Raw genomic sequence first — 20,729 nt, forward strand, 5'->3', positions numbered from 1 at the left:
GAAGGGGCGGTGCGGCCGGTCGTGAAACCGGCGCGCACCGCCCCTGGTGACGCGTGGAGCTCAAGATCCGGGACGGATCAGAAGTCCATGCCGCCGCCCGGCATGCCGCCGCCCGCGGGGGCCGCAGCCTCCTTCTCGGGCTTGTCGGCGATGACGGCCTCGGTCGTCAGGAACAGACCGGCGATCGACGCCGCGTTCTGCAGCGCGGAGCGGGTCACCTTGGTCGGGTCGATGACGCCCGCGGCGACCAGGTCCTCGTACTCGCCGGTGGCCGCGTTGAGACCGTGGCCGGCCGGCAGGTTGCTGACCTTCTCCGCAACGACGCCGCCCTCGAGGCCGGCGTTGATCGCGATCTGCTTCAGCGGGGCGCTGACGGCCAGACGCACGATCCCGGCGCCGGTGGCCTCGTCGCCCTCGAGCTCCAGCTTGGCGAACGCGTCCTTGGACGCCTGCAGCAGGGCCACGCCGCCACCGGCGACGATGCCCTCCTCCACGGCGGCCTTGGCGTTGCGCACCGCGTCCTCGATGCGGTGCTTGCGCTCCTTCAGCTCGACCTCGGTCGCCGCGCCGGCCTTGATGACGGCGACGCCGCCGGCCAGCTTGGCGAGGCGCTCCTGGAGCTTCTCGCGGTCGTAGTCCGAGTCGGAGGCCTCGATCTCGGCGCGGATCTGGTTGACCCGGCCCTCGACGGCGGAGGTCTCGCCCGCGCCGTCCACGATCGTGGTCTCGTCCTTGGTGATGACGACCTTGCGGGCGCGGCCCAGCAGGTTCAGGTCCGCGTTCTCCAGCTTGAGGCCGACCTCCTCGGAGATGACCTCGCCACCGGTGAGGATGGCGATGTCGCCGAGCATGGCCTTGCGGCGGTCGCCGAAGCCGGGGGCCTTGACGGCGACCGACTTGAAGGTGCCGCGGATCTTGTTGACGACCAGCGTCGACAGGGCCTCGCCCTCGACGTCCTCGGCGATGATCAGCAGCGGCTTGCCGGACTGCATGACCTTCTCCAGGACCGGGAGCAGGTCCTTGACCGCGGAGATCTTGGAGTTGGCGATGAGGATGTAGGGGTCCTCGAGCTCCGCCTCCATGCGCTCCATGTCGGTCGCGAAGTACGCCGAGATGTAGCCCTTGTCGAAGCGCATGCCCTCGGTGAGCTCGAGCTCGAGCCCGAAGGTCTGCGACTCCTCGACGGTGATGACGCCTTCCTTGCCGACCTTGTCCATCGCCTCGGCGATGACGCCGCCGATCTCGGTGTCGGCCGCGGAGATCGAGGCCGTGGAGGCGATCTGCTCCTTGGTCTCGACGTCCTTGGACATGTTGCCGAGCTGCTCGGCGACGGCCTCGACGGCCTTCTCGATGCCGCGCTTGAGGCCCATCGGGTTGGCGCCGGCGGCCACGTTGCGCAGGCCCTCGCGGACCAGGGCCTGGGCCAGGACGGTCGCGGTCGTCGTGCCGTCACCGGCGACGTCGTCCGTCTTCTTGGCGACCTCCTTGACGAGCTCGGCGCCGATCTTCTCGTACGGCTCCTCGAGCTCGATCTCCTTGGCGATCGAAACGCCGTCGTTCGTGATCGTGGGGGCGCCCCACTTCTTCTCGAGGACGACGTTGCGGCCACGCGGGCCAAGCGTGACCTTGACGGCGTCGGCGAGCTGGTTCATACCGCGCTCAAGGCCGCGCCGCGCCTCCTCGTCGAACGCGATGATCTTGGCCATGTGAAGTGGTCCTCCCGGACGGGGTGGCTTCTACCCGGGACCGCGCCGGCGCCCGCGACGGACGGCACCCGGGGACGGCTTCCTGGCCGCCGCCCCCGTGGGCCTCACCGCTCGGTCCACTGTCACTCTCAACCTCAGAGTGCTAACGCCCATGATTAGCACTCGCGGGGGTCGAGTGCAAGAACGAACCGAAACGAAGGGGCCCGCCCGGCAAGCCGGGCGGGCCCTGAAGTCGTGGTCGCGAAGGCGCGGCCAGCGGGAGGTCAGCCGGTGACGCGGACCATGTCGGCCTGCGGACCCTTCTGGCCCTGAGAGATCTCGAACTCGACCCGCTGCCCCTCCTCAAGGGTGCGGTAGCCGTCCATCTGGATCGCGCTGTAGTGGACGAAGACGTCCGCCCCACCGTCGACCGCGATGAAGCCGTAGCCCTTCTCCGCGTTGAACCACTTGACGGTGCCCTGAGCCATTACCAACTCCCCTATTGCCGGCCCCTGTCACGGATTCCGCACTGCACGGAACCGGGTCTCGTCTCTCCGGTGCATGCGGCGCGTGCGGTGGAGCCTCGACCGACGCTGAATGTATCCGCACCAATGCCCAGCGCAACAGGTCGCGGGGGACAGAAAAATCAACGATCAGGAAACGACGAAACGGGAGGAAAAGGGCCTGCGGCGCATAGCGGGCCGGACGAATGAGGACGGGCCTCGCATCCCGCCCCCCGCACGCAGACGCACGCGCGTGCCGTGTTCGAGACAATTCGGGCCGGGGACTGCGCGGGCCCAGAGATTCCGCTTCCTCGCCGCCACCCTACCGCCCCTGTCATGACATTCGTGCATCGCCCTTGTTGTCCGGTAAAGCGAAGGGCCGGGCTCCGGAAAGGTATTCCGGAGCCCGGCCCTGGGCCGGCCCTATGGGGCGTCAGCAGCCGCCCGCCACCGCGGGAATGATCGAAACGCCCGCGCCGTCCGGCGTCGCCGTCTCCAGGCCCTCGGAGAACCGGACGTCGTCGTCGTTCACATAAACGTTGACGAAGCGGCGCAGCTTGCCGTTGTCGTCCAGGATGCGGGCGCGAATGCCGGGGTGGCTGTTCTCCAGCGCGTCCAGCACCTCCGCGAGGGTGCCGCCGTCGGCGGGCACCTCGGACCGGCCGCCGGTGTAGGTGCGCAGGATGGTCGGGATGCGGACGTTGACGCTCATGCGAGGCCAGCCTCTCGGAAGGAGTCCAGGGTCGGGTCGATGACGGCGGTGGCGCCGGTGGTGTCGGCGATCGCGTCGAGGGTCTTGAGGCCGTCGCCCGTGTTGAGGACGACGGTCTCCTCGGCGGGGTCGATCCGCCCGTCGGCGATCAGCTTGCGCGTCACGCCGAGCGTGGTGCCGCCCGCCGTCTCGGCGAAGATGCCCTCGGTGCGGGCCAGCAGCCGCATCGCGTCGCGCACCTCGTCGTCCGTGGCGTCCTCCACCGCGCCGCCGGTGCGGCGGGCGATGTCCAGCACGTACGGGGCGTCCGCCGGGTTGCCGATGGCCAGCGACTTCACGATGGTGTCCGGCCGCACCGGGCGGATCACGTCGTGGCCGGCCTTGTAGGCGGTCGAGACCGGGGAGCAGCCCTTGGCCTGGGCGCCGAAGATCTTGTAGGGCTTCTCCTCGACGAGGCCCAGCTTGATCAGGTCCTGAAGGCCCTTGTCGATCTTGGTGAGTTGGGAGCCCGACGCGATCGGGATCACCAGGTTGTCCGGGAGCCGCCAGCCCAGCTGCTCGCAGATCTCGTAGGCGAGGGTCTTGGACCCCTCCGCGTAGTACGGGCGGAGGTTGACGTTGACGAAGCCCCAGTTCTCGCCGATCTCGTCGCCGATCAGCTCGGTGCAGAACCGGTTGACGTCGTCGTAGTTGCCCTTGATGGCCACCAGGTGCCCGCCGTACGCCGCGGCCACCACCTGCTTGGCCTGCTCCAGGTCGGAGGGGATGAAGACGCAGGACTTCAGCCCCGCGCGGGCCGCCGCCGCGGCGACCGCCCCGGCGAGGTTGCCCGTCGAGGAGCAGGAGAGGGTGTCGAACCCGAACGCCCGGGCGGCCTCCAGGGCCTGCGAGACCGGGCGGTCCTTGAAGGAGTGGGTGGGATTCCCCGAGTCGTCCTTGACGTACAGGCCGCCGGTGACGCCCAGCTCGCGCGCCAGGTTCTCGGCGCGCACCAGCTTGGTCAGGCCCGGCTCCAGGTTCGGCCGGGAGGCGACGTCCGCGGGGACGGGCAGCAGCGGCGCGTAGCGCCAGATGTTCGCGGGGCCGGCCTCGATCTGCTCCCGAGTGATCTCCGGGAACTCGTAGGCGATCTCCAGCGGCCCGAAGCACTCCAGACACGCGAAGGACGGTCCGAGCGGCACGCGGGTGCCGCACTCGCGGCAGACCAGGGCGACGGCGTTGCCGAAGTCGGGAGCGGAGGCGGTGGTCGGGTCGGACGTCCCGGAGGACGTGCGGGGTGCGGCTGACACAGCCAAAACGAGGCCCTTTCTCCTCATCTTCCCCGGGCGTATCTCGCCACAGGACGGACTTGGCACCTTCCCCGCCGGGGCCTCACACGCATGAGCGTGAGGATCGGCTGGAGGGTTGCCGGGGCTTCAACGGGCCGTTCCCTCTGCCCCTCTGGATGAGCGTTGACGGCCGCGCCGTCCGTTTCCGGGGACGCCTGCCGTGTTTGTTTCTCGCGACCGACTGTAGCCGACGGGGGGTGGGGGCGATCAACCGCGTCCCAGTCCGTGGAAAGGTCCGCCGGTCGGCGGGGGTCGCACCGGCAGGGGGTTTCAGCGGCGGGCCGGGTGGCTAGGTTTCGGCTCATGAGTGGAGTGCGCGCATCGGTCCTGGCCGCCTCGAACCGCGGGCCGGTGTCGTTCCGGGTCGGGGACGACGGCTCGCTGGAGGCGCGCCGCGGCGGCGGCGGCCTCGTCTCGGGGCTCTCCGCCGCCGGCGGCGGGCCGGACCGCAGATGGGTCTGCGCGGCCCTGTCCGACGCCGACCGGCACGCCGCCCGGGAGGCCCCGGACGGCCGCCTCGACCTCGCCGGCCTCGACGTCGGCGACCAGCCCGTGCGGATGCTGGACATCGACCCCGGCACCTTCAGCCGCGCCTACAACGGCATCGCCAACTCCACCCTGTGGTTCGTCCACCACCTGATGTACGACGGCTCCACCCAGCCGGTCTTCGACGCCCACTTCCGCCGGCAGTGGGCGTCCTACCTCGACTACAACCGGGCCTTCGCCGAGGCGCTCGCCGAGGAGGCCGCCGACGGCGCCACCGCGGTCGTCCAGGACTACCACCTGTCGCTGGCCCCCGCGATGCTCCGCGCGCTCCGGCCCGACCTGCGCATCGGCCACTTCTCGCACACCCCCTGGGCGCCCCCGGACTACTACCGGATGCTGCCCGACGACGTCGCCGCCGCCGTGCTGGAGGGCATCCTCGGCGCCGACCGGGCCGGGTTCCTCACCGACCGCTGGGCGCGCGCCTTCGCCGACTGCTGCCGCGCGGTGCTGGGCGCGGACGTCTCGGAGGACGGCGGGAGCCTCGCCGTCACCCACCGGGGCCGCACCACCGAGCTCGGCGTCCACGGCCTGGGCACCGACGCGGAGTTCCTGCGCGAGCGGGCCTACCGCCCGGACGTGGACGCCCGCCGCGCCGCGCTGCTGGAGCGGATCGGGCCGGGCCGCAAGGTGATCGTCCGGGTGGACCGCACCGAGCTGTCGAAGAACATCGTCCGCGGCCTGCTCGCCTACCGGGAGCTGCTGCGCCGCCATGCCGAGTGGCGCGGCCGGGTGGTGCACGTCGCGTTCGCCTACCCCTCCCGCCACGACCTGCCGGAGTACCGCGAGTACACCGCGGCGGTGCAGCGGGTGGCGCGGGAAATCGAGGACGAGTTCGGGACGGCCGACTGGTCGCCGCTGATCCTCCATGTCGAGGACGACTTCCCGCGGTCGCTGGCGGCCTACCGGATCGCGGACGTGGCGCTGGTCAACCCGATCCGGGACGGGATGAACCTGGTGGCCAAGGAGATCCCGGTGGCCTCCGAGAACGGCTGCGCGCTGGTGCTGAGCCGGGAGGCGGGCGCCTTCGCGGAGCTGGGCGGGGAAGCCGTCCCGGTCAATCCCTTCGATGTGGACATGACGGCCGAGGCGCTGCGGGAGGCGCTGGAGATGCCGGACGACGAGCGGGCCGAGCGGAGCAAGCGGCTCGCCGCGGCGGCGGTGGCCCTGCCGCCGCAGAAGTGGTTCCTGGACCAGTTGGAGGCGCTGCGGCATGAATGACGGCACGGAGGACGGCGTGAGCACGAACGACGGGGTGCGGAAGGCGGCCGAGCTGCTCGGCGCGGAGCCGTCGCGCGCGGTGGCGGCGGTGGACTTCGACGGGACGCTGGCGCCGATCGTGCCGCGCCCGGAGGACGCCCGCGGCGACGCGGCGGCGGTCGCCGCGCTGGGCCGGCTCGGCGAACGGATCGGCACGGTGGCGGTGGTGACGGGCCGTCCGGCGGAACTGGCCGTGGAGTACGGCGGGTTCGCGGAGGTGCCCGGGCTGGAGCGGATGGTGGTGCTGGGCCACTACGGCGCGGAGCGGTGGGACGCGGCGGCGGGCCGCGTCGAGCCGGTCGGCGAGGCGGTGCCGGCCGGGCGACTGGCCGAGCTGCGGGCGGGGCTGGAGCGGCTGACGGCCGATCGGGAGCAGGCACCGGAGGGCGTCCGGCTGGAGGACAAGGGCCGGGCGCTGGCGGTGCACGTCCGGGAGACGGACGACCCGGTGCGGGCGCTGGCGCTGCTGGACGGGCCGGTGCGGGCGCTGGCGCGCGAGGTGGGGATGGTGGTGGAGCCGGGCCGGATGGTCCTGGAGGTGCGTCCGGCGGGTGTGGACAAGGGCGCGGCGCTGGCGTCGCTGTGCGGGGCCGCGGGGACGCCGGTGCTCTACGCGGGGGACGACCTCGGGGACGTGCCGGCGTTCCGGGAGGTGCGCAGGCGGGGCGGGTTCCTGGTGTACGTGGCGGCGGAGACCGGGGAGGCGCCGGTGAAGGCGCTGGCCGCGATGGCCGACGTGATCGTCGACGGGGTGCCCGGCCTCGCGGAGTTCCTGTCCGCGGTCGCCGACCAGCTCGCCTGAGCGCCCTGTCCGCCGCCCGGTCAGCCGTGCAGGTGCCGGCGGCGGGCCTCGCGGACCCGGCGGAGCCGGTTGACCAGGACCGGCGCGTGGGCCAGCGCCTCCTCGCGGTCGAGCAGGGCGTTGAGGACCTGGAAGTAGCGCGTCGGGGACATGCCCAGCTCCTCGCGTATCGCGCGCTCCTTGGCGCCGGGACCGCGGAACGTCCGCCCCTCCAGCGCGAGCACCGCCCGCTCCCGGTCCGTCAGCATTTACGTGTCCGTCTCGGACTGCTTCGCCGCGGCTATCGCCGCCCTGAGCCGCTCCACGACCGCCGCCGGCCCGTTGCCGCCGCCGACGGCCGCGGTGAGCGCCTTGCCGGTGCCGTTCTGCAGCACCGACTCCACGTCGGACCAGCCGGTGGCGCCCTCGGGGTAGGCGGTGACGGAGCCGCGCAGCGCGTCCAGCCACGGGGTGAGGTCGCCGCCGCGCTCGGCGGTGACGGTGTCGCGGCCCTGGCCGGTGGTGGGCAGCAGGCCCTCGCCGGCGTCGGTGAACGCGGCCTGCTGCTCGGGCGCGTAGAGGAAGTCGAGGAACTGCTTGACGGCGTCCTGGTTGCCGTTCTTCTTGAACGCCACCATCCAGTCGCTGGTGGTGAGGGCGGACGTCTGGGCGCCGGTGCGGCCGGGCATCTGCGCGGTGGCGTACTGCAGGGCCGCCCCCTTGCCCGTGCTCGCCGCGGTGAGGCGCCGCACCAGCGAGGGGTCGGCGCTCATCATGCCGACCTTGCCGGCGAGGAAGCGGGACTCCAGGGCCTCCTCGTTGACGCCGGACGGGTTCTGGCTGCCCGTCAGCCCGCCGGTGACGAGGTTCTTCTGCACCCAGGCGAGCGCGCCGGACTCCCTGCTGCCGCCGAGGGCGAGCTGCCCGTCGCCGTCGGTGAGGGAGGCACCGCTGCCGAGCATCCACTGGGTGGCCTCGGCGAGGGCGCCGCTCTGCGCGCTGCCGGCCGTGGTGCCGGTGGCCAGCGCCATGCCGTAGGGGGTGTCGGTGCCGGACCGCTTGAGCTTCTCGGCGGCGTCCTTCAGCTCGCCCCAGGTGGCGGGGGCGCTCTCGATGCCGGCCTTGCGGAACAGGTCCTTGTTGTAGACCAGCAGGTGGGGGCGGGCGCCGAAGGGGATGCCGTACTGCACGCCGCTGATCGAACCGGCCTGCCGCAGCGTGCTGTTGAGGTCGCCGCGGACGGTGCCGGAGAGCACGTCCTGCGCGCGGAGGAGCTGGCCGCTGGAGGCGAGCGAGGCGTAGGAGTCGGAGAGCAGCAGATCCGGCACCTGGTTGTTCTTCACCATGACCGACACCTGGGAGTCGATCTGGGACCAGGGGATGAGCTGGACGTCGACGCCGATGCCGGGGTGGTCGTGCTCGAACTGCCCGATGACGGTGGACCAGTAGTGCTTGGTGGAGGCCGCGCCGGTGCCGCCGTAGTCGGCCGCGATCAGGCGCAGGGTGACCGGGCCGCCGGTGCTGGCGGTGCTGGTGGGGGCCGCGTCGCTGCTGGTCGTGGAGGTGCCGCCGGAGGGGGCGGGGCTGCCGCAGCCGCCGAGTGCGAGGGCGCCGACGAGGGTTCCGGCCGCCACGGCGCCGCCCAGGGCGCGCCCCGGTCCTGCCCCGTGTGTGCCTCGCCGTCTCATCGTTCCCCTCAGCGTTCCCTTCCGTCCCCGCTGCCGTCGCTCCGCGGTCGGCCCTCCGCGGTCGGCTCGTTCCGCGGCAGGCTACCGGATCTGACGAGGGATCGAGTCGGACCAGTCACCTATGTCGGACATATGACACGCGAGTTTCACAGGGTTCACAGCGTGCGGGCCGTGTGGCTCCTCTCACGCGGTGATGACGCGCACCCCGGCATCGGTGAACTCGGCCACCGCGGCCTCGTCCACGCCGGAGTCGGTGACCAGGACGTCGATGCGGTCCGGGCCGCAGATGCGGGCGAAGGCGCGGCGCCCCACCTTGCTGGAGTCGGCGACCACCACCACCTGGTCGGCGCGCTCGGCGAGCAGCCGGTTGGTGCTGGCCTCGCCCTCGTGGTGGGCGCTGGCGCCGGTGGCCGGCTCGATGCCGTCGACGCCGAGGACGGCGATGTCCAGCGTCAACTCCCCCAGCACGCCTGCCGCCAGGGGCCCGATGAGCTCGTAGGACTGCGGCCGGGCCACCCCGCCGGTGACGACGATCTTCACATGGGGCCGCACCGCCAGCTCGTTGGCGATGTTGAGCGCATTGGTGACCACGGTGAAGGCGGAGCGCTTCTCGCCCTGCGGCGGGTCGGAGCGGACGGCGAGGGCGCGCGCCACCTCGGTGGTCGTGGTGCCGCCGTTGAGGCCCACCACCGAGCCGGGGGTGACCAGTTCGGCGGCGGCCTGGGCGATCAGCTGCTTCTGGGTGGCGTGCCGGGCGGTCTTGTAGCGCAGCGGAAGGTCGTAGGAGACGTTGTGGGCGACCGCGCCGCCGCGGGTGCGGGTCAGCATCTGCTGCTTGGCGAGCTGGTCCAGGTCCCGGCGGATGGTGGCGGCCGACACATCGAGCCGCTCGGCGGTCTCCTCGACCTCCAGCCGCCCGTCCTCGGCGAGCAGCTCCAGCAGCGCGTTCCAACGCTCGTAACGGGACACCCGCGTCACCCCTCTGATCGGTCCGCCGGTTCGCACGTTCGCTTGTTCGCAGACTCTACGCAGAAACGCGCGACTTCCGGTTCCTCCGGCCGAAGCCTTGCACACCAGGCCAGCGACCGGGGCCCGGGGCCTCTAACGAGTGGCCCTCTTGCTGGTTTGTGCTCACAAGTGCTATCAATCAAGCACAATCACACAGCTCTATTCTGACCCGTCCCCTGCCCGCGACGCCAGGAGAGAACGATGCCCAGCAGCAGTTCCTCGCTCACATCCCAGGAGATCGACTCCCAGCCGCAGTGCTGGCGACGCGCGGCCGAGACCGCGACCGCCGGCCCGGCCGGGACCGGCGAACTCGCCGCGCTCCCCGAGCCCGGCGAGCGCGTCGCCGTCATCGGCTGCGGCACCTCCTGGTTCATCGGCCAGTCCTACGCGGTGCTGCGCGAGCGCGCCGGCCAGGGCGAGACCGACGCCTTCACGCCGACCGAGTTCCCGGCCGGCCGCACCTACGACCGCGTCGTCGCGCTCTGCCGCTCCGGCACCACGACCGAGGTGCTGGAGCTGCTCAACCGGCTCCGCGCCGAGCGCAGCGGCTCCCGTCCGCGCGTCACGGCGGTCACCGCCGACCCCAAGACGCCGATCATGGACGCCGTCGATGACATCCTTGTCCTGGACTACGCCGACGAGCAGTCCGTCGTCCAGACCCGCTACGCCACCACCCAACTCGCCCTGCTCCGCGCGCACCTGGGCGACGCGGACGGGGTGGCCCGCGCGGCCGCGTCCGCCGAGGCCGCGCTGCGCGAGGAGCTGCCGGCGGCGGCGCTCGCGGCGGAGCAGTTCACCTTCCTCGGCGCCGGCTGGACGATCGGGCTCGCGCAGGAGGCCGCGCTGAAGATGCGCGAGGCCGCCGGCGCGTGGACCGAGGCGTACCCGGCGATGGAGTACCGCCACGGCCCGATCAGCATCACCGGTCCGGGCCGGGTCTCCTGGGCGCTCGGCGCGGTCCCGGAGGGGCTGCGGGAGCAGGTCGCCGAGACCGGCGGCACGCTGATCGCGGACTCCGAGGCGGGCGGGCTGGAGCCGATGGCGGACCTGGTCCGGATCCAGCGGCTCGCGGTGGCGCTGGCGGAGGGGAAGGGCTACAACCCGGACTCGCCGCGCAACCTGACCCGGTCGGTCGTGCTGAAGTAGTCGCCGCGGGAACGTCCACCGCGGCCGCGGTGGACTAGACCTTTATGGACGGCTCGGCGAGACTGTGCGGCGAAGGCTCGCCGCACGCCGTTTGACGGAGGATCGGAAACACCCTTGAAGCACGTCATAGCCCTCGACGTCGGGGGAACCGGGATGAAGGCCGCCCTGGTCGCGGCCGACGGCACCCTGCTCCACGAGGCCCGCCGTCCCACCGGGCGCGAGCGCGGCCCCGACGCCGTCGTCGAGGCCGTCCTCGACTTCGCCGCCGATCTGCGCGCCGAGGGCGAGAAGCGCTTCGGCGTGCCCGCGGTCGCCGCCGGCGTCGCCGTCCCCGGCGTCGTCGACGAGAAGAACGGCGTCGCCGTCTACGCCTCCAACCTCGGCTGGGACCGCGTCCCCTTCCGCGACCTGCTCGGCCACCGCCTCGGCGGCGAGGGCGGCGTCCCCGTCGCCCTCGGCCACGACGTGCGCTGCGGCGGGCTCGCGGAGGGGCGGATCGGCGCCGCCCGCGGCATCGAGCGGTACTTCTTCCTCGCCCTCGGCACCGGCATCGCCGGGGCCATCGGCATCGAGGGCCGGATCGAGTCCGGGGCCAACGGCGCCTCCGGCGAGATCGGGCACATCCAGATCCGCCCCAACGGCCCGCAGTGCGGCTGCGGCGCGCTCGGCTGCCTGGAGTCCGTCGCCTCCGCCTCGGCCGTCGCCCGCGCCTGGTCGGCCTCGGGCGGCGGCCCCGGCGCGAGCGCCGCCGACGCGGCCCGCGCGGTCGAGGCCGGCGACCCCGATGCGGCAGCCGTGTGGCAGTACATGGTGGATGCGCTCGCCGACGGCATCGTCACCGGCCTGCGGCTGCTCGACCCGAGTACCTTCGTGATCGGCGGCGGCCTCGCCGAGGCCGGCGACACCCTGTTCGAACCGCTCCGGCGGGCCGTCGCCGAACGGGCCCGGTTCCAGGCGCCCCCGGCGCTGGTCCCGGCGCGGCTGGGCGACACCGCCGGATGCCTCGGCGCCGGACTCCTCGCCTGGGACCTGCACGGCGCAGGCCACTAGCGGGGGACCCCTGACGGACCACCAGAAAGGTTTGGCTGCCCGATATGACCGCGGACCGCAGTCTGCTGCTGAGGGGTGCCCGGGTCGTGCGGCCCGGCCGCGTCTCGACCGAACCCCTGCTCGTCGAGAACGGCCTGCTCGCACCCGCCCCCGCCGGCACACCCGACGGCCTTGAGGCAGTCGACCTGACCGGGCGCTGGATCGTGCCCGGGTTCGTCGACCTCCACACCCACGGCGGCGGCGGCACCAGCTACTCCACCACCGACCCGGACGAGGCGCGCACCGCCGTCGCCCTGCACCGCGCGCACGGCACCACGACAACGATGGCGTCCCTGGTCACCGGCGAGCTCGACGACCTCGTCCGGCAGGCCGCGATGCTCTCGGAGCTGGTGGAGGACGGCGAACTGGCCGGCGTCCACTTCGAGGGCCCGTTCATCTCCCAGCACCGCTGCGGCGCCCACAACCCCGACCTGCTGCGCGACCCCGACCCAGCGGACGTCCGCAAGCTCGTCGAGGGCGCCCGCGGCGCGGCCCGGATGATGACGCTCGCCCCCGAGCTCGCGGGCGGCATGGAGTCCGTCCGGCTGCTCGCCGACAACGGCGTCATCGCCGCCGTCGGCCACACCGACAGCGACTACGACGCCGCGCTCGCCGCCGTCGACGCCGGCGCCACGGTCGCCACCCACCTCTTCAACGCCATGCCCGGCCTGCACCACCGCGCCCCCGGCCCGATCGCCGCGCTGCTGGAGGACGAGCGGGTCACCGTCGAGCTGATCACCGACGGCATCCACCTCCACCCGGCCGTCGTCGACCTGGTGTGGCGCTCGACCGGCTCCCCCGGGCGGATCGCCTACATCACCGACGCGATGGCCGCGGCCGGCATGAGCGACGGCAAGTACATGCTCGGCCCGATGGAGGTCAACGTCGAGGACGGCGTCGCCCGCCTCGTCCAGGGCGGCTCCATCGCCGGCTCCACGCTGACGCTGGACACCGCGCTGAAGCGGGCCGTCCAGGTCAACGAGATCCCCATCGAGCAGGCCGTGGTGCCGCTCAGCCTGGTGCCGGCCCGGCTCCTCGGCCTCGACGGCGACCTGGGCACGCTGGAGGACGGCAAGCGCGCCGACCTCGTCGTCCTCGACGACGACCTGGAGGTCGTCGCCGTGATGCGCGGCGGCAGTTGGGTGCACGGCGCCCCGTGATCGTCACCGTCACCCCCAACACCGCGCTGGACATCACCTACCGGCTCGCCGGCGACGGCCCGCTGCGGCTGCACACCACCAACCGGGCCGCCGCGGTCACCGCCCGGGCCGGCGGCAAGGGCCTCAACGTGGCCCGGATCGCCGCCGCGCTCGGGCACCGGGTGGTCGCCACCGGCCTCGTCGGCGGCGCCGTCGGCGAGGAGCTGCGCGCCGAACTGGCCGCCTCCGCGCCGACGGTGGACGACGCGCTCCACCCGGTGGCCGGCGCCACCCGGCGCACCGTCACCCTGGTCGACGGCAGCGGCGACGCCACCATCGTCAACGAGCCCGGCCCGCAGGTCTCCGCCGCGGAGTGGGCCGCCTTCCGGGCGCACGTCCGGGAGTTGGCCTCCCGCCCGGGCGTCCGGGCCGTCGCGCTCTGCGGCTCGCTGCCGCCCGGAGCGCCCGCCGACGGCTACGCCGAGCTCGTCGCCGACGCCCGCGCCGCCGGCGTCCCCGTGCTGCTGGACGCCTCCGGCGAGGCGCTCGCCCGCGGCCTGGCGGCCCGCCCCGACCTGGTCAAGCCCAACGCCGACGAACTGGGCCAACTCGCCGGGCTGGACGGTCCGGTGGACGGTCCCGAGGCCGCCGTCGCCGCCGCCCGGGCGCTGCCCGCGGGCGCGGTCGTCGCCTCCCTCGGCGCGGACGGACTCGTCGCCGTGGCCGGCGACGCGCCCGCGATCCATGTGCCCGCCCCGGAGCGGATCGCGGGCAACCCCATCGGAGCCGGCGACAGCGCGGTCGCCGGCCTGCTCACCGGCCTCGTCGAGGGTCTCGACTGGGAGCGGCGGCTGCGTCGCGCGGTCGCGCTCTCGGCGGCGACCGTCGCCGCCCCGGTGGCGGGCGACTACGACCGGGGCGTGTACGAGCGTTTGACGGCGCGGCTGGCGATATCCGCCGCGCCCTGGGAAAGGACTGCCGAACATGGCACTGGTGACGACCGGCGAACTGGTCTCCGAGGCGGCTGAGGCGGGACGCGGTGTCGCCGCGTTCAACGTCATCACCCTTGAGCACGCCGAGGCGATAGCGGCGGGCGCGGAGGCGGCCGGGCTCCCGGCGATCCTGCAGATCAGCCAGAACGCGGTGAAGTACCACGGCGGCCGGCTGGGCCCGATCGCCGCCGCGTCGGCGGCCGTCGCCCGCGACTCCTCGGCGCGGCTCTCGCTGCACCTGGACCACGTCGAGGACGAGGCGCTGCTGCACGCGGCGCCCGAGCACGGCTTCTCCTCGGCGATGTTCGACGCCTCCAAGCTGGCCTACGCGGACAACGTGGCGGCGACGGCGGAGGCGGCGGCGTTCGCGCACCGCCACGGGATGTGGCTGGAGGCGGAGTTGGGCCGGGTCGGCGGCAAGGAGGGCGACGGCCCCGCCGACGCGCACGCGCCGGGGGCGCGGACGGATCCGGACGAGGCGGTGGCGTACGTCGCCGCGACGGGTGTGGACGCGCTGGCGGTGGCGGTCGGCAGCAGCCACGCGATGACCTCGCGGTCGGCGTCGCTGGACCACGAGCTGATCGCGCGGCTGGCGGCGGCGGTGCCGGTGCCGCTGGTGCTGCACGGGTCGTCGGGGGTGCCGGACGAGGTGCTGGCGGCGGGGGTGCGGGCCGGGATGGTGAAGATCAACATCGGTACGGCGCTGAATGTGGCGTTCACGGGGGCGGTGCGGGGGGTGTTGGACGGGGACGCGGGCTTGGTGGACCCGCGCAAGTACCTGAAGCCGGCGCGTGCCGCGACGGCGGACGTCATCGCCCACCTGGCCAAGGTCGCGCACTAGCCGGCGGGGGCGCCGGGGCCGCTGTCCGCCGCCCCTCCGCCCCGGCACCCCGGCACGCCGGCACCCCGCCCGGGGTCGGCGCGGTGAAGGCGCCGTCGGCTGCTCGCGGGGATGCCTACGTACCGTCATGTGACCGGGATCACACGGTAATTAGTGGGCGGGCCCGCCCTCCGCTCCCCCAAGGGTGCGCACGCGCCGCTGAAGGGTGCGCGGGCCGTCCGAAGGGCCGGCGCGAAGGGAGGGGGCCGACTGCCGGGGCTCAGGCCCGAGGCCGCCCGCACACGGCGTTCCGGCGGCTCCGCGCCCGCCTTTACATCCCTCATGGCGCAGGCCACAGTGCCAGCACCGACTACCGGGGGTGTGCAGCCGTGTGGGGTCTCCTTCGCTACAGCATGCGAGTCGCGCCGGGGGCGACCGCCGTCAATCTGCTCTGGTCGGTGGTGACCACCGCCGCCCAGACCGGGGTGCTGGTCGCCACCGGCCGCCTCGTGGGGGCGCTGCCGGACGCCGTCCGGCACGGGTGGACGGCCCGCGTCACCGCCGATCTCGCCGTCCTCGTCGCGCTCTTCACCGTCTCGCAGGTCGTCCCCGTCCTGTGGGAGCACGGCCGCTACCACCTGAAGAACGTCGTCAAGACCGCCGTCTCCGCCGACGTCTCCGACCGGATGCTCGCCCCCGCCGGCGTCGCCCACCTCGAGGACCCCGCCGTCCAGGACGAGTACACCCGCGCCGCCGGCTTCATCGGCTACACCATCCGCGACGGCGCCAACCAGGCGCAGCGGATGCTGCAGAACCGCCTCTCCGCGCTCGCCGCCGCCGCCCTGATCGGCGTCCTCTTCCACTGGTGGCTCGCCGTCCTCGCCCTCGCCGCGCTGTGGGCCACCGAGAGCTACCACGCCCGGATCCTCTACCGGGAGGACGACACCTGGCACGGCGAGTCCGAGCACCACCGCGACGCCGAGTACCACTTCGGGCTCGGCATGGGCCCCGCCGCCAAGGAGCTCCGCGTCTTCGGCCTCGGCCGCTGGCTCACCGACCGCTACGACGACCGCTGGACCACCGCCTCCGCCCCGATGAACGCCGTCCGCCGGGCCACCGCCGCCCGCGGCGCGCTCGTCTCCACCTGCGGGCTCGCCGTCTTCGGCGCCGCCATCTGGTTCACCGCCGCGGCCGCCGCCGACGGCGCGCTCCCGCTCGCCGCCACCACCTCCGTCGTCGGCGCGCTGCTCCGGCTCGCCACCGACGTCAGCGGCTACGTCGTCTCCGTCACCCGACGCGGCAGCGTCTGCCTGCGCGCCCTGCGGCGCCTCCCCGGGATGATCGCCGAGCGCGCCCCCGAGCGCGGCGGCACCGCCGCGCTCCCGGACGGCGCCCCGCACCACGAGATCCGCTTCGAGAAGGTCTCCTTCCGCTACCCCGGGCAGCGGCGCGACATCCTCCGCGACCTCGACCTGACGATCCGCGCCGGCGAGGCCCTCGCCCTGGTCGGCGTCAACGGCGCCGGGAAGTCCACCCTCGTCAAGCTGCTGACGGCCGCTCATCTGCCCACCTCCGGACGGATCCTGGTGGACGGCGTCTCCCTCGCCGACCTCTCCCCGCAGGCGCGCGCCGCCTGGCAGCGCCGCGCCTCCACCATCACCCAGGACTTCCTGCGGCTGCCGCTCAGCGCCGCCGAGAACGTCGCCCTGCGCGAGGTCGGCGGCGACCCCGCGGACCGCGCCGCCCTGGACGACGCCGCCGAGCGGGCCGGCGCCGCCGACCTCGTCGCCCGCCTCCCGCACGGCTGGGACACCGTCCTCGACAAGGCCCACGCGAACGGCACCGACCTCTCCGGCGGCGAGTGGCAGCGCATCGCCCTCGCCCGCGCCCTGCACGCCACCGCGCACAGCTCCGGGGTGCTGATCCTGGACGAGCCCGCCGCCGCGCTGGACGTCCGCGCCGAGGCGGCCCTCGTCGAGCGCTACCTCGAACTCACCTCCCGCGTCACCTCGCTGATCATCTCGCACCGCTTCTCGGTCGTCCGGGACGCCGACCGCATCGTCGTCCTGGAGGGCGGCCGCGTCACCGAGCACGGCACCCACGCCCAACTCCTCGCCACCGACGGGAAGTACGCCACCATGTTCCGCACCCAGGCCGATCGGTACGCGGCATGAACCGGGCCTCCCGCTCCCGGCGCGCGCTCCGCGCCCTCGCCCTGTGGCCGGAGACGGCCCTGCGCGCCGCCCCCGGCCACACCGCGCTGCTCGCCGTCTGCGTCACCGTGCAGGCCGTCGCCGCGCCCGCGCAGTCCTTCGGGCTGGCCCGGCTGCTGGACGGCGTCACCGCGCACGACCGCCCGCGCATCAGCGTCGGCGCCGCCGTGATCGTCGCCGCGCTGCTCGGGGTCGCCGTCGTCAACGCCTTCTCGCTGCTGCTGGAGTCCGGCCTCTACGACCGGCTGCACGGCCATGTCCACCGCGAGCTGCTGCGCGTCAACAGCCTCGTCCCCGGCATCGAGCACCACGAGGACCCGGCCGTCGCCGACCGGCTCTCCCAAGTCCGCGACGACGTCGAGGACATGGCGCACTCCGCGCTCTACCTGATGGCGCCGATCGCCACCGCCGTCTCCACCGTCACCTCCCTCGGCCTGCTCGCCTCCGTCCACCCGCTGCTGCTGCTCGTCCCGCTCTTCGGCCTCGCCCGGATGTGGGCGGCCACCCGCGCCGCCCGGCTGCGGCAGCGGTCCGTCGAGGAGGGCGCCGCCCGCGGACGCGTCCACCGCGAGCTGGTGCGCACCGCCGCCGACCCGGCGCACGGCATCGAGCTGCGGGTCTTCGCGCTCCGCCCGTTCCTGCTGCGCCGCATGGAGCGGCTCGCGGCCGAGCTCAACGGGATGCAGCGCACCGCCTTCCGCCGCGGCGGGCGGGCCGAGGCGCTCACCGTCCTCGCCTTCGGCCTGCTCTACGCCGCCTCGGTGGTCTTCGCCGTCGCCCTCGCCCGCGAGGGCCGCATCACCCTCGGGCAGGTCGCCCTGGTCGTCACGCTCACGCCCGCCGTCCAGGGCATCGTCGCCTCCCTCGCCAACAGCATGAGCACCGCGGGGAACATGGCCCGCGTCTTCGGCCGCTACCGCTGGCTGCGCGACTACGCCGAGGACGCCGCGCGCCGCGCCCCCACCGGGCCCGCGCCGACCCGCCTCGCCGAGGGCATCGCGCTGCGCGGCGTCGGCTTCCGCTACCCCTCCGCCGACCGGCCCGCGCTCTCCGGCATCGACCTGGACCTGCCGGCCGGCGCCACCGTCGCCCTGGTCGGCGAGAACGGCGCCGGCAAGTCCACCCTCGTCAAGCTGCTGGCCAAGCTCTACTCCCCCACCTCCGGGACGATCACCGCGGACGGCGCCGACCTCGCCGCCGTCGCCCCGGACGCCTGGCGGGCCCGGCTCTCCGCCGGCTTCCAGGACTTCACCCGCTTCGAGTTCACCGCCGGCGAGACCATCGGCGTCGGCGACCTGCCCCGGCTCGGCGACGAGCCCGCGCTGCGCGGCGCCGCCGCCCGCGCCGACGCCGGCCCGCTGCTGGAGCGGCTGCCGGACGGCCTCGCCCAGCGCCTCGGCAAGCGCTTCAAGGACGGCGCCGACCTCTCCGGCGGGCAGTGGCAACGCCTCGCCCTGGCCCGGGCGTTCCTCCGGGAGGGCCCGCTGCTCCTGCTGCTGGACGAGCCCACCGCGGCGCTCGACCCGGAGGCGGAGCACGCCCTCTTCGCGCGGTTCGCGGACGCCTCGCGCGCGGCGGCGCGCCGCACGGGCGGCATCACGCTGCTGGTGTCGCACCGCTTCTCCACGGTGCGGACGGCCGATCTGATCGTCGTCATGGAGGGCGGGCGGATCACCGAGCGGGGCAGCCACGAGGAGCTGGTGGCGGCGGGCGGCCGCTACGCGGAGCTGTTCGAACTCCAGGCCCGCGCCTACCGCTAAGCCCGCTCAGGCGCGGGGCCGCCGGGGGACGGACGCTGACGCCGCGGGTCCGCCCTGCCCACTCGCGCCGTTCCCCGCGCCCCTCGCGGGACCGCAGCGCCTAACCTGCCGGTATGTCCACGACTGCCGCGGGCACCGCCCCGTGCCTCTCGTTCCTCACCGACTTCGGCCTCCAGGACGTCTTCGTCGCCGCCTGCCACGGCGTGATGGCGACCCTCGCCCCGCACTCCCGGATCATCGACGTCACCCATCTGGTGCCGCCCGGCGACATCCGGCAGGGCGCCGCGCTGCTGGCGCAGGCGCTGCCCCATCTGCCGCCGGCGGGCGTCCATGTGGCGGTCGTCGACCCGGGGGTGGGGACGTCCCGCCGCGCGATCGCGGTGTCCACGGAATCCGGACACCGCCTCGTCGGGCCCGACAACGGCCTGCTGCTGCCGGCCGCCGACGCGCTCGGCGGCGTCGCGGAGGCCCGCGAGCTGAGCAACGCGGCCCTGCACCGCCACCCGGTCTCCCGCACCTTCCACGGCCGGGACGTCTTCTCCCCGGTGGCGGCGCGGCTCGCGGTCGGCACCCCGTTCGCCGAGGTCGGCCCGGAGCTGGACGCGGCGGCGCTGGTGCGGCTCCCGGAGCCGCGGCTGGCGCTGCTGCCGGGCGGCGCCGCCGAAACGGAGATCGTCACGGTGGACCGCTTCGGCAACCTGCAGACCGGCCTGGACGCGGCCCTGTTGGACCGCCTCGGCCTGGTGCCCGGCCCCGGCGCGCGGGTGCGGGTGGGGGCGGCGGGCGCGCCGGACGGCGGCGGGGAGGTCCCGCTCGCCACCACGTTCGGGGACGTGCCCGTCGGCGGGGCCGTCGCCTACCTGGACTCCTCGGGCCTGCTCACCCTCGCCGTCAACGGCGGCAGCGCGGCCGCCCGCTTCGGTCTGGGCGCGGGCGAGGTGCTGCGGGTGAGTGGCTGCGGGTGAGTGGCGCGGACAACAGCTGATCGTTATCCGGCCGTGACCGCCGCGTCGCACGCGGCGGTGCGGTTCACCAGCCGGAGGCATCGCCCTGAAGCTGCCCCTGGGCCAGCTTCATCTGGTCGATGTTGTAGGTGCAGACCTCGCCGGCGTCGCACTTCATCTGGATGGTGTGCCGGCCGGGGCTCAGCTGGATGTACGAGTAGGTGGTCTGCCAGTTCTCCCAGCTCGGCTTGGCGCCGCCGAACACCTTGAGCGCCATGGTGTTCGTCTTCTTGCCGTCGATGTATATCGACGCCGACGCCTTGTCCTTGGCGTCGCCGTCGCCGCCGTTGGCGTACCGCACGAAGAGGGTGTACTGCCCGGCGGTGGCCGTGTTGACCTGCCAGCCCGCGGTGGCGCCGACCGTCCCCATGCCCTGCACGAACTGGCCGCCGGGGCTGAGCGCGCCCTTGTGGTTGCCGGCCAGCGAGGCGCCGCCGGAGAGCTGCAGCTTGGTGGCGTCCGTCGACTGGGAGCCGGACTTGGGCTTCCCGGTCGGCTTCTTCGCCGGGGCGTGCGTGCCGGACTGCGCCTTGGCGGTGGGCGAGGACCCGGCTTTCGCCTTCCCGTCGCCGCCGCTGCCGGGCAGTATCGCGATGACCACCCCCGCGACCACCGCGAGGATCACACCGGCGCCCGCGACGAGCAGCCCCTTGCTGGGCCCGCCACCGCCGCCGCCGTGGTGCCCGCCGGTCTCCTCCGGCGGGACGTAGCGGGGCGGGGGCATCTGCTGCTGGTACGCGGGCCCCTGCTCCGGGTAGGCCGCCGGGGGCGCCGGCTGCTGCTGGTAGCCGGCCGGGTGGCGGCCGACCTGGGTGGCCTGCGTGTAGGAGGTCCGCGGGACCCCCGGGGCCGCGGCGCCGGGCGCCGCCTCGACACCGGCGCCGTACGTGGCGCCCGCGTCATAGCTGCCCCCTGCTGCCCCGGCCTCGCCGCCGTCAGGGCGGTAGAGGTAGGCGAACGGGTCGTCCTGCTCGTCGGGCAGGCCGTTGGTGCCGGCCGTCATCGCGGTCGTCAACTCCCAACTCCGGCGGGTACAGATGGCCGCCTGGCACCCTACC

At 74.0% G+C, this 20,729-nt stretch carries 18 protein-coding genes and 1 riboswitch; of the genes, 10 read left to right on the plus strand and 8 right to left on the minus strand.

The genetic code is table 11. From position 1 onward, the window contains the following. Window positions 1–77 precede the first annotated feature (77 nt). From groL to thrC, 4 genes are all read right to left on the minus strand, one after another. Entirely contained in the window at window positions 78–1,706 is a 1,629-nt protein-coding gene (groL, locus tag BIV57_RS13215) for a chaperonin GroEL (RefSeq protein WP_071656968.1), read from the minus strand. 263 nt (window positions 1,707–1,969) lie between these two features. Further along, on the minus strand, window positions 1,970–2,173 hold the full coding sequence (locus tag BIV57_RS13220; RefSeq protein ID WP_018386095.1) for a cold-shock protein: 204 nt from the start codon (window positions 2,171–2,173) through the stop codon (window positions 1,970–1,972). Window positions 2,174–2,621: 448 nt separating this feature from the next. Further along, window positions 2,622–2,900, minus strand: a complete 279-nt coding sequence (locus BIV57_RS13225) for a ubiquitin-like small modifier protein 1 (RefSeq protein ID WP_071656969.1) — start codon at window positions 2,898–2,900, stop codon at window positions 2,622–2,624. Beyond that, the gene (gene thrC / locus BIV57_RS13230) at window positions 2,897–4,216 is read right to left on the minus strand and encodes a threonine synthase (RefSeq protein ID WP_071656970.1); all 1,320 of its coding nucleotides are present in this window, start codon (window positions 4,214–4,216) and stop codon (window positions 2,897–2,899) included. The genes BIV57_RS13225 and thrC overlap by 4 nt, the downstream gene beginning before the upstream one ends. Next, window positions 4,210–4,351: riboswitch (SAM riboswitch) on the minus strand. Its footprint overlaps the gene before it by 7 nt. 180 nt (window positions 4,352–4,531) lie before the next feature. Between thrC and BIV57_RS13235 the strand changes: the two genes are divergently transcribed. Both BIV57_RS13235 and otsB read left to right on the plus strand, forming a co-directional pair. Beyond that, the gene (locus tag BIV57_RS13235) at window positions 4,532–5,992 is read left to right on the plus strand and encodes an alpha,alpha-trehalose-phosphate synthase (UDP-forming) (protein WP_071656971.1); all 1,461 of its coding nucleotides are present in this window, start codon (window positions 4,532–4,534) and stop codon (window positions 5,990–5,992) included. Between the two features lie 16 nt (window positions 5,993–6,008). Next, window positions 6,009–6,833: a trehalose-phosphatase gene (gene otsB, locus BIV57_RS13240; protein ID WP_245797642.1), complete on the plus strand. Its 825-nt coding sequence runs from the start codon at window positions 6,009–6,011 to the stop codon at window positions 6,831–6,833. 20 nt (window positions 6,834–6,853) lie between these two features. Here otsB and BIV57_RS13245 read toward each other — a convergent pair whose 3' ends face one another. The 3 genes from BIV57_RS13245 to BIV57_RS13255 form a co-directional block, all read right to left on the minus strand. Further along, a complete protein-coding gene (locus BIV57_RS13245; protein WP_071656973.1) occupies window positions 6,854–7,081 on the minus strand; it encodes a DUF3263 domain-containing protein in 228 nt (75 codons plus the stop codon). Beyond that, window positions 7,082–8,446 carry an extracellular solute-binding protein gene (locus BIV57_RS13250; protein WP_071656974.1) on the minus strand — a complete coding sequence of 455 codons (1,365 nt, stop codon included), beginning with the start codon at window positions 8,444–8,446 and terminating at the stop codon, window positions 7,082–7,084. 237 nt (window positions 8,447–8,683) lie between these two features. After that, the gene (locus tag BIV57_RS13255) at window positions 8,684–9,469 is read right to left on the minus strand and encodes a DeoR/GlpR family DNA-binding transcription regulator (protein ID WP_071656991.1); all 786 of its coding nucleotides are present in this window, start codon (window positions 9,467–9,469) and stop codon (window positions 8,684–8,686) included. 240 nt (window positions 9,470–9,709) lie between these two features. Here BIV57_RS13255 and BIV57_RS13260 point away from each other — a divergent pair, with 240 nt between their 5' ends. The 8 genes from BIV57_RS13260 to BIV57_RS13295 all read left to right on the plus strand — a co-directional run bounded on the left by BIV57_RS13260 (window position 9,710) and on the right by BIV57_RS13295 (window position 19,632). Beyond that, window positions 9,710–10,654, plus strand: coding sequence for an SIS domain-containing protein (locus BIV57_RS13260; protein ID WP_071656975.1), 945 nt, complete (start codon window positions 9,710–9,712; stop codon window positions 10,652–10,654). 114 nt (window positions 10,655–10,768) lie between these two features. Next, a complete protein-coding gene (locus BIV57_RS13265) occupies window positions 10,769–11,704 on the plus strand; it encodes an ROK family protein (protein WP_071656976.1) in 936 nt (311 codons plus the stop codon). Window positions 11,705–11,748: 44 nt separating this feature from the next. Then, window positions 11,749–12,903 (plus strand): N-acetylglucosamine-6-phosphate deacetylase, encoded by a 1,155-nt coding sequence (nagA, locus tag BIV57_RS13270; RefSeq protein WP_071656977.1) that lies wholly within the window; start codon window positions 11,749–11,751, stop codon window positions 12,901–12,903. Further along, window positions 12,900–13,910 carry a 1-phosphofructokinase family hexose kinase gene (locus BIV57_RS13275; RefSeq protein WP_071656978.1) on the plus strand — a complete coding sequence of 337 codons (1,011 nt, stop codon included), beginning with the start codon at window positions 12,900–12,902 and terminating at the stop codon, window positions 13,908–13,910. The genes nagA and BIV57_RS13275 overlap by 4 nt, the downstream gene beginning before the upstream one ends. Next, window positions 13,867–14,715, plus strand: a complete 849-nt coding sequence (locus tag BIV57_RS13280) for a class II fructose-bisphosphate aldolase (protein WP_071656992.1) — start codon at window positions 13,867–13,869, stop codon at window positions 14,713–14,715. The genes BIV57_RS13275 and BIV57_RS13280 overlap by 44 nt, the downstream gene beginning before the upstream one ends. 392 nt (window positions 14,716–15,107) lie before the next feature. Further along, window positions 15,108–16,868, plus strand: coding sequence for an ATP-binding cassette domain-containing protein (locus BIV57_RS13285; RefSeq protein ID WP_071656979.1), 1,761 nt, complete (start codon window positions 15,108–15,110; stop codon window positions 16,866–16,868). After that, window positions 16,865–18,667, plus strand: coding sequence for an ABC transporter ATP-binding protein (locus BIV57_RS13290; protein ID WP_071656980.1), 1,803 nt, complete (start codon window positions 16,865–16,867; stop codon window positions 18,665–18,667). Before BIV57_RS13285 ends, BIV57_RS13290 begins: the two co-directional genes overlap by 4 nt. 113 nt (window positions 18,668–18,780) lie before the next feature. Further along, the gene (locus BIV57_RS13295) at window positions 18,781–19,632 is read left to right on the plus strand and encodes an SAM hydrolase/SAM-dependent halogenase family protein (RefSeq protein ID WP_071656981.1); all 852 of its coding nucleotides are present in this window, start codon (window positions 18,781–18,783) and stop codon (window positions 19,630–19,632) included. Between the two features lie 64 nt (window positions 19,633–19,696). Here the strand turns inward: BIV57_RS13295 and BIV57_RS13300 are convergent, their stop codons facing one another. Beyond that, window positions 19,697–20,686 carry a carbohydrate-binding protein gene (locus BIV57_RS13300; protein WP_139275638.1) on the minus strand — a complete coding sequence of 330 codons (990 nt, stop codon included), beginning with the start codon at window positions 20,684–20,686 and terminating at the stop codon, window positions 19,697–19,699. Window positions 20,687–20,729 lie beyond the last annotated feature (43 nt).

Source organism: Mangrovactinospora gilvigrisea, from assembly GCF_001879105.1.
In the GTDB taxonomy this organism is placed as follows: Bacteria; Actinomycetota; Actinomycetes; order Streptomycetales; family Streptomycetaceae; genus Mangrovactinospora; species Mangrovactinospora gilvigrisea.

What these genes read in the sequence shown, in the direction of transcription:
- groL (WP_071656968.1), bottom strand. Translation starts at nt 1,706, where the DNA reads ATGGCCAAGATCATCGCGTTCGACGAGGAGGCGCGGCGCGGCCTTGAG.
- BIV57_RS13220 (WP_018386095.1), bottom strand. Translation starts at nt 2,173, where the DNA reads ATGGCTCAGGGCACCGTCAAGTGGTTCAACGCGGAGAAGGGCTACGGC.
- BIV57_RS13225 (WP_071656969.1), bottom strand. Translation starts at nt 2,900, where the DNA reads ATGAGCGTCAACGTCCGCATCCCGACCATCCTGCGCACCTACACCGGC.
- thrC (WP_071656970.1), bottom strand. Translation starts at nt 4,216, where the DNA reads ATGAGGAGAAAGGGCCTCGTTTTGGCTGTGTCAGCCGCACCCCGCACG.
- BIV57_RS13235 (WP_071656971.1), top strand. Translation starts at nt 4,532, where the DNA reads ATGAGTGGAGTGCGCGCATCGGTCCTGGCCGCCTCGAACCGCGGGCCG.
- BIV57_RS13245 (WP_071656973.1), bottom strand. Translation starts at nt 7,081, where the DNA reads ATGCTGACGGACCGGGAGCGGGCGGTGCTCGCGCTGGAGGGGCGGACG.
- BIV57_RS13260 (WP_071656975.1), top strand. Translation starts at nt 9,710, where the DNA reads ATGCCCAGCAGCAGTTCCTCGCTCACATCCCAGGAGATCGACTCCCAG.
- nagA (WP_071656977.1), top strand. Translation starts at nt 11,749, where the DNA reads ATGACCGCGGACCGCAGTCTGCTGCTGAGGGGTGCCCGGGTCGTGCGG.
- BIV57_RS13280 (WP_071656992.1), top strand. Translation starts at nt 13,867, where the DNA reads ATGGCACTGGTGACGACCGGCGAACTGGTCTCCGAGGCGGCTGAGGCG.
- BIV57_RS13285 (WP_071656979.1), top strand. Translation starts at nt 15,108, where the DNA reads ATGCGAGTCGCGCCGGGGGCGACCGCCGTCAATCTGCTCTGGTCGGTG.
- BIV57_RS13290 (WP_071656980.1), top strand. Translation starts at nt 16,865, where the DNA reads ATGAACCGGGCCTCCCGCTCCCGGCGCGCGCTCCGCGCCCTCGCCCTG.
- BIV57_RS13295 (WP_071656981.1), top strand. Translation starts at nt 18,781, where the DNA reads ATGTCCACGACTGCCGCGGGCACCGCCCCGTGCCTCTCGTTCCTCACC.